This is a genomic window from Kitasatospora acidiphila (assembly GCF_006636205.1).
In the GTDB taxonomy this organism is placed as follows: Bacteria; Actinomycetota; Actinomycetes; order Streptomycetales; family Streptomycetaceae; genus Kitasatospora; species Kitasatospora acidiphila.
Genome location: NZ_VIGB01000003.1, coordinates 7,730,679 through 7,744,865, shown reverse-complemented (window position 1 = coordinate 7,744,865; position 14,187 = coordinate 7,730,679). Strand labels below are relative to the sequence as shown.

Sequence of the window (14,187 nt, the reverse complement as noted above, 5' to 3'; positions counted from 1 at the left end):
AGAGGCGAGCCCGTGCCCGCCGGGGTCGGCCCCGGCGGGCACGGGGGGATGCTTGCCAGGCGGGGGGCCGAGCGAGGAGCCGTCTGCTGCGGCCACCGGCACCCTGAGATCGAGCGCCGTAGTGTGATCCGATGACCTCACAGGGGATCAGCCGTGCACCGGCCTGACGAGCCGTCGGCACGGCAGTGAGCGTCGGCGGTGTCAGATGCAGGCCGGCGTCGCGGTCAGCCCCGCACCCGTTGGGTGACCGCGATGCAGGCCACCACCGCCAGCGCCGTCACCGGCACGGCTGCCGGCAGCCGCTCGCCGAGCACGAGCACCGCCCAGCAGAGGGTGAGCAGCGGTTGGGCGAGCTGGAGTTGGCTGGCGCGCAGGACGCCGATCGAGGCCATGCCCCCGTACCAGGCCACGAAGCCGCCGAACTGGGAGACGGCGGCGAGGTAGCCGAGCCCGACCATGCTGTGCGGGGTCAGGTGGACCGGCTCGGCGGGCAGGGCGAGAACGCAGGTGAGCGCGGTGGCGGGCAGTGCCGCGAGCACGCCCCAGGCGACCACCTGCCAGCCGGGCATGCGCTGCGCCAGCCGCCCGCCCTCGGCGTAACCGGCGGCGCAGGCCAGCAGGGCGGCGAACAGGTAGCCGTCGGCGAGGCTCGGTCGACCGGCGCTCTGCTGGAGGGTGAACGCCAGCACCACCACGGCGCCGGCCAGTGCGGCCCACCAGAACATCCGGGGCGCGCGGGCGCCGGTGCGCAGCGCGGACAGCGCCGCGGTGGCCAGTGGCAGCATGCCGATCACCACGGCGGAGTGGGCGGTGGAGGAGGTCCGCAGCGCCAGGGTGCTGAGCAGCGGGAACCCCACCACGCAGCCGCCGGCCACCGCCAACAGCCCGGGCCAGTCGGAGCCGGTCGGCAGTGGGACGCGCCTGACGACCAGGCAGACGCCGGCCAAGGCCGCGGCGAGCACTCCCCGCAGCCCGGTGATCGTCCAGGGGCCGAAGCCGTCGAGGGCCCAGGAGGTGGCGGGGAAGGTGAACGAGAAGCAGAGCACGCCCAGGGCGGCGAAGGCGGTGCCACCGACCGCTATTGAGCGGGTGAAGATAGCGCTATCATGTGCTGTCATAAATGAGCGTAGCAGTTGACGATGGTGGTGCGCATGACCCGAACCACGGTGACAGAGCTTGCCGATACTCTCCGTCGCGAGCTCGCCCGCTACTCTCCCGGTGAGAAGCTGGCGTCCAGCCGGGAGCTGATGCAGCAGTACCAGGTGAGTCCGGTGACGGTCTCGCGGGCGATCGCCGCCCTGGTCGCCGAGGGGCTGGTGGTCTCCCGGCCGGGCGCCGGAGTGTTCCGCGCCGAGGCGGCACGTTCCGCGCCCGCGCCCGGGGACACCTCCTGGCAGGAGGTGGCGCTCAGCGCGGAGGCGGGCGTGCCCCCGGCCAGGGTCGCCGACGCGACCGGTGTGCTCACCACCCTGCTGCTGGCGCCGCCCGAGGTGGTCGACCTCAACAGCGGCTATCTGCACCCCTCGCTCCAGCCGGAGCGCGCCCTGGCGGCCGCGCTGGCCCGGGCCGGTCGACGGCCGGGCGCCTGGAGCCGGCCCCCGGTGGAGGGGCTGCCCGAACTGCGGGCCTGGTTCGCCCGGGACATCGCCGACGGCCTCACCGCGTCCGACGTGCTGATCGCCGCCGGCGGCCAGAGCGCACTCAACACCGCGCTGCGCTCGCTGGCCGTACCGGGGGCGCCGGTTCTGGTCGAGTCGCCCACCTACCCCGGCATACTCGCGATCGCCAAGGCCGCCGGGCTGCGTCCGGTACCGGTGCCGGTGGACGCGGACGGGGTGCGCACCGACCTGCTCGCCGACGCCTTCGCTGCCACCGGCGCCCGGCTGTTCGTCTGCCAGCCGCTGTTCCACAACCCGACCGGCGCCGTGCTCAGCAGCGAGCGCCGCGATGAGGTGCTGCGGATCGCCCGGGCGGCCGGGGCGTTCGTGGTGGAGGACGACTACGCACGGCGCCTGGTCCACGCGGACGCACCGCCGCTGCCCGCGCCGCTGGCCGCCGCCGACCCGGACGGCGTGGTGGTCCACATCCGCTCGCTGACCAAGCCGACCTCACCCAATCTGCGGGTCGCGGCGCTGGCCGCCCGTGGTCCGGCACTGGCCCGGCTGCGCGCGGTCCAGACGGTGGACAGCTTCTTCGTCCCGCGACCGCTGCAGGAGACCGCACTGGAGTTGGTCGCCGCCCCGGCCTGGGCGCAGCACTTGCGCACCCTGGCGGCCGCACTGCGGGACCGGCGAACCGCGCTGGCCACGGCGCTGACGCAGCTTCGGCCTGAGCTGATGTCTCATCAGATTGCTTACGGTGCCTATCAGTTGTGGGTACGGCTGCCGCAGGGCCTCACCCCGGAGGCGCTTACTGCCGCTGCCTTGCGCGCGGGGGTGGCGGTCACCCCGGGCGGGCCGTACTTCACCGCCGAACCGCCGGCGCCGCACCTGCGGTTGAGCTACGGCTACGCGGAGAGCGTGGACCAGTTGGCGGAAGGCGCCCGGCGCCTGGACCGGGCACTGACGGAGACTGGCGTCAACTGACGAAGATCTGCGAGGCGGGCCTCAACTGACGCCCGCCAGCCCGGTGCTGACAGCGCCCCGCGTCAACTCGCCCCTGCCAACCGCGCCGCAGCCGTCGCCGCATCGACCACCGGGAGCCGCGGCGCCAGATCGGCCAGCCGGTCGAGCAGCCGCTCGCGGATCGGCCCGGGGCCAGCGGCCACCGAGCCCGCCAGGACCAGCGGTTCACCACGCACGGCAGTGGCACGGACCAGGGCACCCAGCTCCCCGGCGGCGGCCTCAGCCAGCGCGACGGCGGCGGGGTCGCCGTCCAGGGCCGCCGCCGAAACCAGTGGGGCGAGGCCGGCCAGGCGGCGCGGCGGGCCGGCGTAGGCCCAACGCACCAGCTCCTGCGGCGAGTCGGCCGCGCACTCGCGGCGCACGACGGCACCCAGCGCCCCGTCGGGGTGGTCGATGGCCTCGCGCAGCACCATGCGCCCGAGCCAGAAGCCGCTGCCCTCGTCGCCGAGCAGCCAGCCCAGCCCACCGCGTTGCGTGCGCGGCCGGTGCCCGGCAAGCCGGATGCAGATCGAACCCGTCCCGGCGATCAGCACGGTGCCGGTGCCGTCCGGCACGCCCCCGGCGGCGAGCGCGGGCACGGCGTCCGGCACCACCCTTACGGGGCAGCGGAGTTGGAGAGCCGACCGGCAACGGGCGGCGAACTCGGCGGGGTCGGGCAGCGACCGGTAGCCGGCGAGGCCGATCAGGCAGGCCGTCACCGTCGCCGCTTCCCGAGTGGCCAACGCCGCGCTGACAGCCGTCGCGAGTGCCGCCAGGGCGGCGTCCGCGTCCGCGCCGGCGGGGTTCGCACCCGCCGCCGTACCACGGCCGCGCACCTCGCCCGCGGCGTCGACCAGCACCGCGCGGGTGCTGGTGCCCCCCACGTCCAGACCGAGCCGCAAGCCGCTCATCCGACACCTCCCAACCCACCCAGCCCACTGAACGCCCGATGCACTGTCAGATCTTGCCCGATGCCCACGGCCCTCGATGGCAGCAGGCTGCTGCACCGGTGCGCCGGGAAGTCCGGTCGGCATGAGGTTCTGCCCCCGAGACCGCCCGGACTGCCCGGAACCGCTCGGAGCGCCCGCCCGCCGAACACCGCATCCAGATCCCAGTGCGGCTCCCAACCACCGGCCCGGGCGCGGGTGGTGTCGAGCACGACGCCTCGGGCCACCTGGTCCACAGCGTACGGCGTACGGCGTCAGGCCCGGCACGCGGCCGGTCCGGGCCGCCCAGGTTGCCGCGCGGACGGGCAGGTGCACGATCCCCACGCGCACGCCGTGCGCCGCCAGCACGCGGCGCACGGCGGCGTCGCGGCGGTAGGGGTGGGCGTCGGCGATGTTGTAGGCGCCGGGCGGCCAGGCTGGTCCGGCAGCGAGTCCGGCGGCGGCCAGGCAGGCGTCGGCGAGGTTCTGCACGGCCGTCAGGCTGAGCGTCACGTCCCTGCCGGGCAGCGGGAGCAGTCCGTGGCGCACGCGGTCGAGCAGCCGGGGCAGGAGGTGCGGGTCGCCGGGCCCGTAGACGGCGCGCGGGCGCAGCACGACGGCTCCGGCGGCCAGCGCGAGTGCGTCGGCGACGGCTTTGGTGCGGCCGTACGCGTTGAGGTGGCCGGGTCCGGTCGGCCGCTCCTCGCGCACGGGGCCGGGCACGGGGCTCGGCGGGTAGACGCTGGCGCTGAACTCCGGCGCGGCACCATCGCTGGCCTCAGGCACGGCACCATCGCTGGCCTCAGGCACGGCACCACCCCCTGAGCAAGCGCTCATTCAGGCAGGCCCGAACCCTCGCCGCGATAATTCCCGCTAAGAAGCCGTATGAAATTGCTAAAATACGCCCCTGGTGCGCCGGGAAGTCTGGTCGGCCGGGGAACGGACTGCGGCATTCGGCGGCAGTGGCCCCGTGAGCGGAAGCTCGAGGACTCGGTCGATGCACGCGGTGGGGATGGTCCTTTTCCTGGTGGTGCTGGCGACGAGCGTCGCAACAGGCGCCCGGCGCTGGCGAATCCCCGCGCCCTCGCTCCTGGTGCTGGCCGGCATCGCGGTGGCGATGGTCCCGGGCGCCCCGGCGATGCACATCGCACCCGAGACCATCGGTCTGGTGGTACTGCCGCCGCTGCTCTACGCCTCCGCCGAGGAGCTCTCGCTGCGCGACCTGCGCGCGGTCTGGCGACCCGTCACCGTGCTGGCACTCGGCCTGGTGCTCGCCTCGGCGGCCGCCGTCGGCGCGCTGGCCGCGCTGCTCACCCCGTTGCCGCTGCCGCTGGCCTTCGTGCTCGGCGCGGTGCTGGCCAGCACCGACCCGGTGGCGGTCAGCGCACTCGGCAGGCGACTGGCGCTGCCCGGCCGGGTGCAGGTGCTGGTCCAGGCCGAGAGCCTGTTCAACGACGCCACCTCGCTGGTGCTGTTCAGAGTGGCGGTCACGGTCGCGGTCGCCTCCTCCGCGTTCAGCTGGCAAGGGGCGGTGGGTGAGTTCGCGCTGCTCGCGGGCGGCGGCAGCGCGGTCGGCGCGGCGGTCGCCGGCGCGGTGCACCTGATCCGGCGGCGCACCGCCGACCCGGTACTGGAGACGGTGATCGCCCTGGTCACCCCCTACGCGGCGTACGTCCTGGCGGAGAGCGCGCACACCTCGGGAGTGACGGCCGTGGTGGTCGCCGGGGTGCTCCTCGGCCGGGCCGGGCACCGGCTCAGCGACGCCCGGATCCGGCTTCAGCTGCACGCGGTGTACGCGGTGGTGGTGTTCCTCCTGGAGAGCGTGGTGTTCAGCCTGGTGGGTTTGGAACTGCCCACCATGGTACGGGAGTTGCCGACTGGCAGCGGATGGTGGCCGGTGCAGGCGCTGGCCGTGGCGGCCGCCCTGGTGGGACTGCGGGTGCTCTGGATGCTGCCGCTGTCCGCCGCGTTGCGGCCCAGCGGCGGGCGGCCGTCCTGGCGAATAGCCACGGTGATCACCTGGGCCGGTACCCGCGGGGTGATGCCGCTGGCCGCCGCGCTCTCCATACCGCTCGCCGACGCGCACGGAACCCCGCTGCCCGGACGGCCGCTGATCCTGGTGCTGACCACCGCCGTCGTGGTCTTCACGCTGGTGGTGCAGGGGCTGAGCCTGGCGCCGCTGGTCAACCGCTCCGGCCTGGCCCTGGAGCCCGAGCACACCGCCCGCGAGGAGCAGCAGGCCCGTGAGCGGCTGGCCCGCGCCGGACTGGAACACCTGGACGCGCTCGCCGAGTTGGAGGCCACCCCGGAGCACGTGCTGGACCGGGTGCGACGCGGCCTGCAGGCTCGGCTGCGGCACGCCGAAGACGCCGAGGAGTCGGACGGCGGCGCGCCGGCGCTGGCGGTCTACCGGGAGCTGCGCCGCGAGGTGATCGATGTGCAGAACACCGAGCTGCACCGGCTCTACGACGACCACCGGATCAGCGACACCACCCGCCGCCAGTTGCAGCGCGACCTCGACCTGGAGGCGGCGGCGTTGAGCGCGAGCTGAGCTCCCGGAGAACGCAGGCCCTCTGGTCCGGCGCCCGCTCCCGGGGGAGACTGGGGGCAGAGGAACCGTCGGGCTCGGAAGGCGGAGTAGCCATGATCGGCGCACAACCGTGATCGGCGTGATAGCCCTGGTGTTCTTCCTCGCGCTCGGCGGCCTCGGCGCCTACCTGGCCGGGATCGCCGGCCTGAACGGGATCCGCCACCTGGAGGAGGTCGGGGAGCCCGCCGAGGCGCTGGTCCGATACCGCGCCCCGGGCCCGGACGACACCGCACCGCCGCCGCACCCGCTGCTGCAGTTCACCACCCGCACCGCCGAGGTGGTCGAGGTGTTCTCGCCGGTGGCGTCCAGCCGCGCCCACCCGCTGCGCCCCGGCGCGCTGGTCCGGCTGCGCTACGACCCGGCCGACCCGCGCCAGGTGCTGCTGGAGGGCCGCCAGCGGCGCGGCGTCGAGCGGGTGTTCGTCCTGCTGGGTGTGACCGCACTGCTCACGGCGGTGGTGCTGCTCGTCGTCAGCCCGTGACCCTCCGAGCGCAGTGACCCTCGGCTGATGCGCCGGCGAGGCGGAACGGCGGCGTGGGAGCCGGGAGCAGAAGGTGGCGGGCGTGGTCGAGGGACAGCGGGAGCACTGGGAGCGGACCTACACCGAGCACCCCGGGATGTATGGGGCTGAGCCGTCGGAGCCGGCCCGATACGCGATCGAGGCGTTCCGGGCCGCCGGCGCCCGCGAGGTGCTGGAACTGGGCGCGGGCCACGGACGGGACGCGCTGGCCTTCGCCCGGGCCGGGGTCACCGTAACGGCCACCGACTTCAGCCCGGTCGCACTCACCCAACTCGCCGAAACCGCCCGCGCCCAGGGCCTTGCGGACCGGATCGCCACCCTGCCGCACGACGTCCGCGCACCGCTGCCACTGCCGGACGCCTCGGTGGACGCCGTCTTCGCACACATGCTGTTCTGCATGGCGCTGTCCACCGAGGAACTCACCGCCCTGGTCGCCGAGGTACGGCGGGTGCTGCGGCCCGGCGGCCACCTGGTGTACACCGTCCGGCACACGGGCGACGCGCACTACGGCGCGGGCATCGGGCACGGTGACGACATCTGGGAGCACGGCGGATTCGCGGTGCACTACTTCTCACGGGAGCTGGTGGACGCCCTCGCCGAGGGCTGGCACCTGCGCGAGGTCCACGCCTTCGAGGAGGGCGCCCTCCCCCGCCGGCTCTGGCGGGTCGACCAGGTGCGCCCGTAGGACCGTCCGCACCGGCCGCCCATCCGAGTGGGCCTTCACGTTCAGGCTGTCTTCGCGCTGGGGGTGCAGTCGCCCGTGCTTCCCGGTGCGGTACTCAGGCCGGCGAGGAGGATGTCGAGGCCGCGTTCGAGTTCGGCAGCGCCGTCATAAGAGGCCAGGGCGGTCGCGAGACCGCGCAGGAGGGGGAATTCGCCGATCGGCAGCCGGTGCAGACCCAGACGCAGCAGGTCGTCGGTCTCGTCAGGGTTGTCGACGAGCTCCTGGAGCTCGTCGAGGACATGGCCGTGGAGCAGTCCGAACAAGGCCCGGTAGATGTGCAGGGCGTCGGCGCCGCTGAAGCCGGCTCGGGTGAGAAGGGCGAGGACGGCTTCGAGTGGGCGCAGCGTGCCCCGGGGGCGCAGGGCGAGTGGAGTGGCCAGCGGGCGGGTGACCAGGAGCGGTACGACATTGGGGTGGGTCAGGGCGAGTTGGCGGTAGTGGCGGGCCACAGCGCGTAGTTGGGCGGTCCAGTCGGGGTCGGTGGAGTCCACCGTCAGTTGGCTGAGGACGGTCTCGGCGACGCCGTCGAGCAGGGCCGCCTTGTTCGGTGCGTAGCGGTAGAGGCTCATCGGGTCATGGCCGAGCGCGCGCGCCAGGCGGCGCATGGATAGTTTCTCGATGCCCTCGCGGTCGATGATCTCCAGCGCGCAGGCCAGCATCCGCTCCCGGCTGAGCTTCCCGGTCGTGGGCGGGTCGCCGTCCCAGAGCGCCGGGTCAGCCGTGGGAGGGGTCATGTCGGCACCTTCTCTCGCTGGTGGTGAGCACCGATCAACCTAAAGTTCGTAGACCTACGGTGTAGACACCAGTTTAGTCCAGGAGTTGACTGTAGGCATACGACGTAGATCCGATTGGAGCACGTCATGATCATTGTTCTCGGACTCATCCTCCTGATCGTCGCGGCGGTTGTCGCGATCGCCGGAATCTTCGGCAACACCGGCAGCGCACACGCGCTCACCAACGCGTTCACGGTGTTCGGACACCACATGACCGGCTCCACCGGCACCCTGTTCCTCTACGGGATCATCGTCGGAGCGGTGGGCATGCTGGGACTGGGACTCCTGCTGACCGGCGCGCGCCGCACGTCGCGCCGTGGCGCGGTTGCACGGCACAGACTGCAGCACTCCCGCCGTGAGACAGCAGCCGCTGCCAAGGACCGCGACGACGTGATCGAGCAGCGCGACGACGTGATCAAGCAGCGTGACGACGTGATCAAGCAGCGTGACGACGCCCGCGTGCAGGCGGCATCGGTCAGCCGGGGCCGCGATGGCCTCGCCGAGCAGCGTGACGACCTCGCCGATGAGCGGGACGACCTCACCGAACAGCGAGGTGCGCTCGCCGACCAACGGGACGACCTCGCCCAACAGCGAGGTGCGCTCGCCGACCAACGGGACGACCTCGCCCAACAGCGAGGTGCGCTCGCCGACCAACGGGACGACCTCGCCTAACAGCGGGGCGCGCTCGCCGACCAACGGGACGACGTGCTCGGTCAGCAGAACCGCGCTCGCGAACACACGGCCGGCACACGGGTCGGTCCCACCACGGAGGACTACGGCCTCCCGCAGAACAGCGACGAATCGGCACACGGAAACGGGCACCGCGAGTTCCACCTGCTCGGGCACAACTCCGGCCGCCAGTAGGCCGCGTCGCTTCCGGCACCACGTCACGAAGCACCACGTCACGAAGGGAGTCAGCCGTAGGCATCGGCAGGAAAGCCGCCCACAACGCCGAGGCCGACACCACCCGGCAACCGCGACATCGTCAGGAAGTACTACGGATCCCAAGGACGCTGAGCTCGCCCGGCCCGCCACAGGGCCGGAGAGGACACAACGCCGCGGATCCACTCCCGGACTCAACTCCCGGGCGAGGTTGAGTCCGCAGGCGTGAATCGAGGGACGATCATGGGGAAAGTTCTGCTCATACTGCTGTGCCTGTTCCTGCCGGCTCTCGCAGTGCTCATCAAGGACGGCCTGAGCATCAAGGTGCTGTGGGCGTTCCTCCTGCAGCTGTGCGGCCACGTACCCGGCGTCATCTACGGCATATACCAGGTCGTCAAGGACTGACAGCGTCGGCCTGTACGGCGGCGTCGGCCTGCATCCCCCGGTTGGTCTAGTGGGGTAGGCGGCCTGTCGTAGCAGCGCGGTTCTGCGGCCACCGTGCAGTGACTGCAGCGACAGGAAGCGGCTTGATTCTCGACGTCTTGTGTTCGCGAGTGAGCCCGGCTGCGACAACGTGTCCGGTGTGAGAGCAAGGAAGTCGGGCAACGCCCCGTGCCTCCTCGGTTCGGAGGAGACACAGCCCAGCGAAAGGACAACACCATGAACACCTCCAAGGACGACACAGCGCGAGACGACGAACAGGTGCGGGAGCGGTCCGCGGAGGAACGGGCGATCACGGCGCCCACCCCGCCGGACGTCCGTGCCAAGGCCGAAGACGAGGAGGACGACGAGAAGCCTGAGCCGCCGGCGGCGGATGTCCAGGCTCCGTAGCGGCGAAAGGCCGGCGACGGGCTTGTCCCCGACAGCGGGGCGAGTCTTCAGCCGGGCTATCGGCCTCAGACCGGCCCGGCGTAGTCGACGTCCAGCAACTCCACGAGCCGGGACCAGTGCAGGGCGGCATGCGGTGGCGTCCGCACACTGGCGAGGGCACCCTGAGAGGGATGCGGGCAGCGCCGACGCGCCGTTCCGACCGCGCGCTGGGCGCTGGGCGGTGGAGAGGAGTCAGGGTGATCCGGGTAGGCGACATCCGCGAGTGGCGAACGCACAACGTGGTCGACCCGGCCGGCCACAAGATCGGCACGCTGGAGGCGATCTACGTCGACACCGCCACCGACCTGCCGTCCATGGCTACGGTCCAGATCGGGCTGCCCACCCGGCACCGCCTGGTCTTCGTACCCCTTGACGAAGCGACCGTGGGGCCCGGTTACGTGAAGGTCGGCTATGACAAGGCGCTGGTGAAGGACTGTCCGGCGATCGGCACCGACGATGTGCTGCCCGCCGAGGACGAAGCGGCGATCTTCCAGCACTACGGCCTGACGTACGCCCCGGGCGCCGGCGGCGAACGGCGGCTCGCCCGCCCTTGAACGCCCGTGCCACGCCGGGAAACCCCTCGCAGTGGCCCAACCTACTGCACCGCACGCTCACCGAGGGCGGGCCGCGCTGGCTGCCCACCGGCCCGCCAGCGGAGGACCCGCTGCCGGGCCCTGCCGCTGATGCCGCGCGCGGTGCTGCCGTTGCGCTGGCACGGCGGCCCCCTCCCCCGGTGCAAGCTCGGCCTCTCGTTCACCCCGACGACAAGGCAAGGAATGGAGGGATGTGACCATGCCTCGTGGATCAAGTCCCAAGCGGGAGCGCCAGTACGAGCACATCAAGGACAGCGCCCTGGAGCGCGGTGAGAGCGAGAAGGGCGCCAAGGAGATCGCCGCCCGCACGGTGAACAAGGAACGAGCCCGGCACGGCGAGTCGGAGACCGCCAGCCGCAGCTCGGTCAAGGACATCTCCTCCGCCCGGCGAGGCGGACAGCGCTCGCACAGCGGCGCGCAGGGCCCACCTACGACCAGTTGTACAACGAGGCCAGACAGCGCAACATCCACGGCCGCTCGAAGATGAACAAGAAGCAGCTCGAGCACGCCCTCGGACGCTAGGAGCCCGTCACCATGCGCGCTGTTGCCGACCCGCCGGAGCCCGACGTCGTCCCCGCACCGCCGCCCGAGCCCCCATCACCGCCGCGGCCGCCAGAACCTGTGGCGCCGCCTGCTCCGCCGACGCCGCCCGCTCCGCCACTGACACCGGACCCGCGGGTGTCGCCCGGCTCGCCCGTCCCGCCTCCCGAGCCGGCGACCCCGCCGCCTCTCCCTGAGCCTGGCGGAGAGCCTGTCCCGCCGGAGCCCCCCGACTGAACGCAGGCCAGCGGCGGTGCGCTGGCATAGGGCACTTCCCAGGCCCGTGCACCGGCGCGGACCGGTCACCGCGCCCGAGCGGGCAGCCGATCAGCGGCGACAACGGCTGCCACTCGTTCCCACTCGCCTGGGCACTGCGCGGCTGGCTCGACCGCGCGGGCGGAGGGCTGCTCGCCGGTCCCCTCGGCGAGGCTTACCCTCGAGGCTTACCCTGAAGACTCCGGGAGACCGTCAGTCCGCGGTCCGCTCCCGGCAGAAGCAGTGAGGTCGGCCACCACCAGCTCGGCCGCCCGCACCGGGTCCCCGTCGGTGCGGGCGAGCAGCGAGGCCGTGTAGTAGCTTGCATCGGCCGTCTCTCGGTGGGTCAGCTGCATCCAGTGCACCGACTCGTAGCGCGGTGAGCTGAGCGCCGCGCCGATGTCGGGGCGCAGCCGCTCCAACTCCACGACGACCGTCCAGGCGTCCTCCTCCATCCGGGCCCGCCGCACCGGGTCGCAGGCCGCGATGGCCCGGTCGGTTTCGGGTGCGTGGAACTCATAGGTGTCCAGAGCCGGCAGGAGTTCCGGAACGCCCAGGATCTCCGCTGCGTCCAGGTGAAGAGCTGGGACCCGTCATCGGAGTCCAGCAGTTGCGCGATCAGCGGGACGGCCCGTGGGTCGTGCCGTCTGGCCAGCGCTCGCGCGCCCTCTTCCCGGACCTCGCTGTCCTCATCGGTGGTGCACTTCCACAGCGCGTCCCTGATGGCGGTGGTGTCCTGCTCCAGTTGGAGTCCCAACGTGAAGGCCGCCCAGTTGCAGACCTCGGGGTCCTGGTCCTGGGTGAGCCGGATCAGCGCCTGGACATCGGGCCCGTCGGGCGGTCCGCTGTTGGCGGTGCTGATTTCCGAGGCGACCTGACGCCGCAGGTCGGCGTCCTCGTGTCCGGAAAGCCTGACCAGCACGGGAACGGCGCGCGGGTCCTGCGCCGAGCCCAGGCCGGCAACGAGGGAACGCAGCACGCAGGCCTCTGTCTCCACCTCGGCCAGCGCTATCAGGGCGGTTGCCGCCTCGCCACGCAGGGACTCATGCGCGCCGGCCGCGTTGCCCACCAGATCGCAGCCCACCTTCCGCCCAGGACCTCGGCCGTAGGCCAGCAACCCCAATCCGCAGCGCAACGCGGTCTCCCCGCTCTCCCCCTTCGCCGCCTCCCAGACCAGCGCCCCGTAAGCGTGCAAGTCGTGGTCCCGCCTCCGAGGCCTGCGCCACTCGCGCCGCAGCCATCAAGCTCCCCGCCAGCCCCACCGCGTTGTCCATACGCGCATTCTCACCCGCCCAGCCTGCTGCCGGGTACTGAATGCCTACGCCAGACTCGCACCGGCACTCCAACCAACGGCCTTCGCGAAGCGTTCCGAGGAGGGCGGCCGGCCCGGAACTTGGGGAGCACCATGGCCGGCGTCAGGAGCCGCCAGGCCCCTGCGTCGCGCGATAGTAGGCTGAGCAGGAAAGATGATCTACAGGAGAGCCATGCCCGAAGCCAAGCTCCGCGTCCTACTCGTCACAGACCTGGCGTACCAGGCCCGGGGACGCCGGTACTGCGACGAGGACATCCGGCTCTCCACCCGCCTGCGCGAGGACTTCGACGTCGCCCTGTGCCACCCCTCGATGCCGCCTCGCTGATGGACGCCTTCGACGTGGTCCTCGTCCGGAACAGCGGCCCGGTACTGAACTACCGCGCCGAGTACGAGGCCTTCCGCAGTCGCGCGCTCGAACGCGGCGTCCTCGTCTACAACCAGCTGGCCGGGCGCGCCGATATGGCCGGCAAGCAGTACCTGCTCGACCTGAGCACCGCCGGGTACCCGGTCATCCCCACCATCGACCGGGCCGAGGACCTCGCACGCCTGCCCGTCGTCCCCGACTACGTCGTCAAACCGAAGCTCGGCGCCGACTCGATAGGCTTGCAGATCGTCCCCCGCGCACGAATCGACGCCGTCACGTACGACGACGTCCTGGTGCAGCCGCTGATCCGCTTCGCCTACGAGGTCTCGTTCTACTTCGTCGACGACGCCTTCCAGTACGCCCTCCACGCTCCCGACCCGGAGCAGCGCTGGCGCCTCGAACCCTACGAACCCACCGCCGCCGACCTGGAGTTCGCCCACCGCTTCATCGCGTGGAACACCATCGGGCACGGCATCCAGCGTGTCGACGCCTGCCGCACCCCCGAGGGGAACTCCTCCTCGTCGAGCTGGAGGACCTCAATCCGTATCTGTCCCTGGACCTCGTCGACGAGGCCACGTTCGATCAGTTCGTCGCCGCCCTCACGGCCTCCCTACTCAGGCTGGCTGGGCGGCCCCGGCCCTGACCCGCCGGGCCGCCTCGGTCGGCGGCGTGCTCAGCGGCAGGCCGGCCCGGACCGTCGCCAGGTTCCCGGCAGGCCGACCCGGACCGTCGCCAGGTTCCCTGCGGGTCGTACCCTGGCGACGGTCAGTCACGGGTCAGCTTTGATGGTCGCGTTGGGAATCATCAGCCAAGGCGTGACAGCCTCTTGCTGAAGCAGGTGCGGCCAGGTCGTACTGCAGGGCTACTGGGACCTCTGCCTCGGCCACTGGCCCGGACCGGAGGGTGAGGGTGCCCACCGCGGTGCCTCCCTTCGCGCTGTGCGGTATCCATGGGCATCCGCGGCAAGCGTCAGCTGCGTCCCATGCCGGGCCAGCCGGTCACGGTCAGGTCGGCCGCCGCGACCACCGGGGTCCTGCTCCCGAAGCTGTCATCGACGTAGCCGACGACGTCGCCCGGCGGTCGCCACGGGCCCGGCCGCCTCGGCGTTCACTTCTGTCACCGCACGGCTGGTCTGCGGCAGCGGCTCTTCCGGCTCCCCGGGGCGCGGTCCGGTTGTCACCTCGGCCGCCTGCTCCGACATGTCCTGCTCCGCCCCACCGGTGGCGTTGGCCGTC

General features: G+C 72.2%; 13 protein-coding genes and 2 pseudogenes. 10 read left to right on the top strand and 5 right to left on the bottom strand.

What is annotated here, in order from left to right:
• Positions 1–224: 224 nt before the first annotated feature.
• The gene (locus E6W39_RS36570; RefSeq protein ID WP_141637112.1) at positions 225–1,118 is read right to left on the bottom strand and encodes a DMT family transporter; all 894 of its coding nucleotides are present in this window, start codon (positions 1,116–1,118) and stop codon (positions 225–227) included.
• Positions 1,119–1,151: 33 nt separating this feature from the next.
• Here E6W39_RS36570 and E6W39_RS36565 point away from each other — a divergent pair, with 33 nt between their 5' ends.
• Positions 1,152–2,585: an aminotransferase-like domain-containing protein gene (locus E6W39_RS36565; RefSeq protein ID WP_181799616.1), complete on the top strand. Its 1,434-nt coding sequence runs from the start codon at positions 1,152–1,154 to the stop codon at positions 2,583–2,585.
• Positions 2,586–2,647: 62 nt separating this feature from the next.
• Here the strand turns inward: E6W39_RS36565 and E6W39_RS42350 are convergent, their stop codons facing one another.
• Positions 2,648–4,315: a BadF/BadG/BcrA/BcrD ATPase family protein gene (locus tag E6W39_RS42350; protein WP_228718559.1), complete on the bottom strand. Its 1,668-nt coding sequence runs from the start codon at positions 4,313–4,315 to the stop codon at positions 2,648–2,650.
• 211 nt (positions 4,316–4,526) lie between these two features.
• Here E6W39_RS42350 and E6W39_RS36550 point away from each other — a divergent pair, with 211 nt between their 5' ends.
• From E6W39_RS36550 to E6W39_RS36540, 3 genes are all read left to right on the top strand, one after another.
• Positions 4,527–6,080 carry a Na+/H+ antiporter gene (locus E6W39_RS36550; protein WP_141637110.1) on the top strand — a complete coding sequence of 518 codons (1,554 nt, stop codon included), beginning with the start codon at positions 4,527–4,529 and terminating at the stop codon, positions 6,078–6,080.
• A gap of 118 nt (positions 6,081–6,198) precedes the next feature.
• Positions 6,199–6,600 carry a DUF3592 domain-containing protein gene (locus E6W39_RS36545; RefSeq protein ID WP_141637109.1) on the top strand — a complete coding sequence of 134 codons (402 nt, stop codon included), beginning with the start codon at positions 6,199–6,201 and terminating at the stop codon, positions 6,598–6,600.
• A gap of 136 nt (positions 6,601–6,736) precedes the next feature.
• Positions 6,737–7,324 carry a class I SAM-dependent methyltransferase gene (locus E6W39_RS36540; RefSeq protein ID WP_141638174.1) on the top strand — a complete coding sequence of 196 codons (588 nt, stop codon included), beginning with the start codon at positions 6,737–6,739 and terminating at the stop codon, positions 7,322–7,324.
• A gap of 41 nt (positions 7,325–7,365) precedes the next feature.
• Here the strand turns inward: E6W39_RS36540 and E6W39_RS36535 are convergent, their stop codons facing one another.
• Positions 7,366–8,097: a TetR/AcrR family transcriptional regulator gene (locus E6W39_RS36535; protein ID WP_141637108.1), complete on the bottom strand. Its 732-nt coding sequence runs from the start codon at positions 8,095–8,097 to the stop codon at positions 7,366–7,368.
• Between the two features lie 114 nt (positions 8,098–8,211).
• On the opposite strand from E6W39_RS36535, the gene E6W39_RS40035 reads away from it, so the two are divergent.
• From E6W39_RS40035 to E6W39_RS36515, 5 genes and pseudogenes are all read left to right on the top strand, one after another.
• Positions 8,212–8,808, top strand: a complete 597-nt coding sequence (locus E6W39_RS40035) for a coiled-coil domain-containing protein (protein ID WP_181799614.1) — start codon at positions 8,212–8,214, stop codon at positions 8,806–8,808.
• 453 nt (positions 8,809–9,261) lie between these two features.
• A complete protein-coding gene (locus E6W39_RS36525; RefSeq protein WP_141637107.1) occupies positions 9,262–9,423 on the top strand; it encodes a YqaE/Pmp3 family membrane protein in 162 nt (53 codons plus the stop codon).
• A gap of 255 nt (positions 9,424–9,678) precedes the next feature.
• The gene (locus E6W39_RS40030; protein WP_181799613.1) at positions 9,679–9,849 is read left to right on the top strand and encodes a hypothetical protein; all 171 of its coding nucleotides are present in this window, start codon (positions 9,679–9,681) and stop codon (positions 9,847–9,849) included.
• A gap of 236 nt (positions 9,850–10,085) precedes the next feature.
• Positions 10,086–10,442 carry a PRC-barrel domain-containing protein gene (locus E6W39_RS36520; protein WP_141637106.1) on the top strand — a complete coding sequence of 119 codons (357 nt, stop codon included), beginning with the start codon at positions 10,086–10,088 and terminating at the stop codon, positions 10,440–10,442.
• A 238-nt stretch (positions 10,443–10,680) separates the two neighbouring features.
• Positions 10,681–11,003: pseudogene (locus E6W39_RS36515) on the top strand (plasmid stabilization protein).
• 461 nt (positions 11,004–11,464) lie between these two features.
• Here E6W39_RS36515 and E6W39_RS36505 read toward each other — a convergent pair.
• A complete protein-coding gene (locus E6W39_RS36505) occupies positions 11,465–11,731 on the bottom strand; it encodes a hypothetical protein (RefSeq protein WP_141637105.1) in 267 nt (88 codons plus the stop codon).
• Complete coding sequence (locus tag E6W39_RS44375) at positions 11,623–12,198, bottom strand: HEAT repeat domain-containing protein (protein ID WP_407658648.1); 576 nt, start codon at positions 12,196–12,198, stop codon at positions 11,623–11,625. Before E6W39_RS44375 ends, E6W39_RS36505 begins: the two co-directional genes overlap by 109 nt.
• 562 nt (positions 12,199–12,760) lie before the next feature.
• On the opposite strand from E6W39_RS44375, the pseudogene E6W39_RS36495 reads away from it, so the two are divergent.
• Positions 12,761–13,595, top strand: a pseudogene (locus E6W39_RS36495) (hypothetical protein).
• Positions 13,596–14,187 lie beyond the last annotated feature (592 nt).

Coding starts and splice junctions, on each gene's coding strand:
- E6W39_RS36570 (WP_141637112.1), bottom strand. CDS start 1,118: ATGACAGCACATGATAGCGCTATCTTCACCCGCTCAATAGCGGTCGGT.
- E6W39_RS36565 (WP_181799616.1), top strand. CDS start 1,152: ATGACCCGAACCACGGTGACAGAGCTTGCCGATACTCTCCGTCGCGAG.
- E6W39_RS36550 (WP_141637110.1), top strand. CDS start 4,527: ATGCACGCGGTGGGGATGGTCCTTTTCCTGGTGGTGCTGGCGACGAGC.
- E6W39_RS36540 (WP_141638174.1), top strand. CDS start 6,737: ATGTATGGGGCTGAGCCGTCGGAGCCGGCCCGATACGCGATCGAGGCG.
- E6W39_RS36535 (WP_141637108.1), bottom strand. CDS start 8,097: ATGACCCCTCCCACGGCTGACCCGGCGCTCTGGGACGGCGACCCGCCC.
- E6W39_RS36525 (WP_141637107.1), top strand. CDS start 9,262: ATGGGGAAAGTTCTGCTCATACTGCTGTGCCTGTTCCTGCCGGCTCTC.
- E6W39_RS40030 (WP_181799613.1), top strand. CDS start 9,679: ATGAACACCTCCAAGGACGACACAGCGCGAGACGACGAACAGGTGCGG.
- E6W39_RS36505 (WP_141637105.1), bottom strand. CDS start 11,731: ATGGAGGAGGACGCCTGGACGGTCGTCGTGGAGTTGGAGCGGCTGCGC.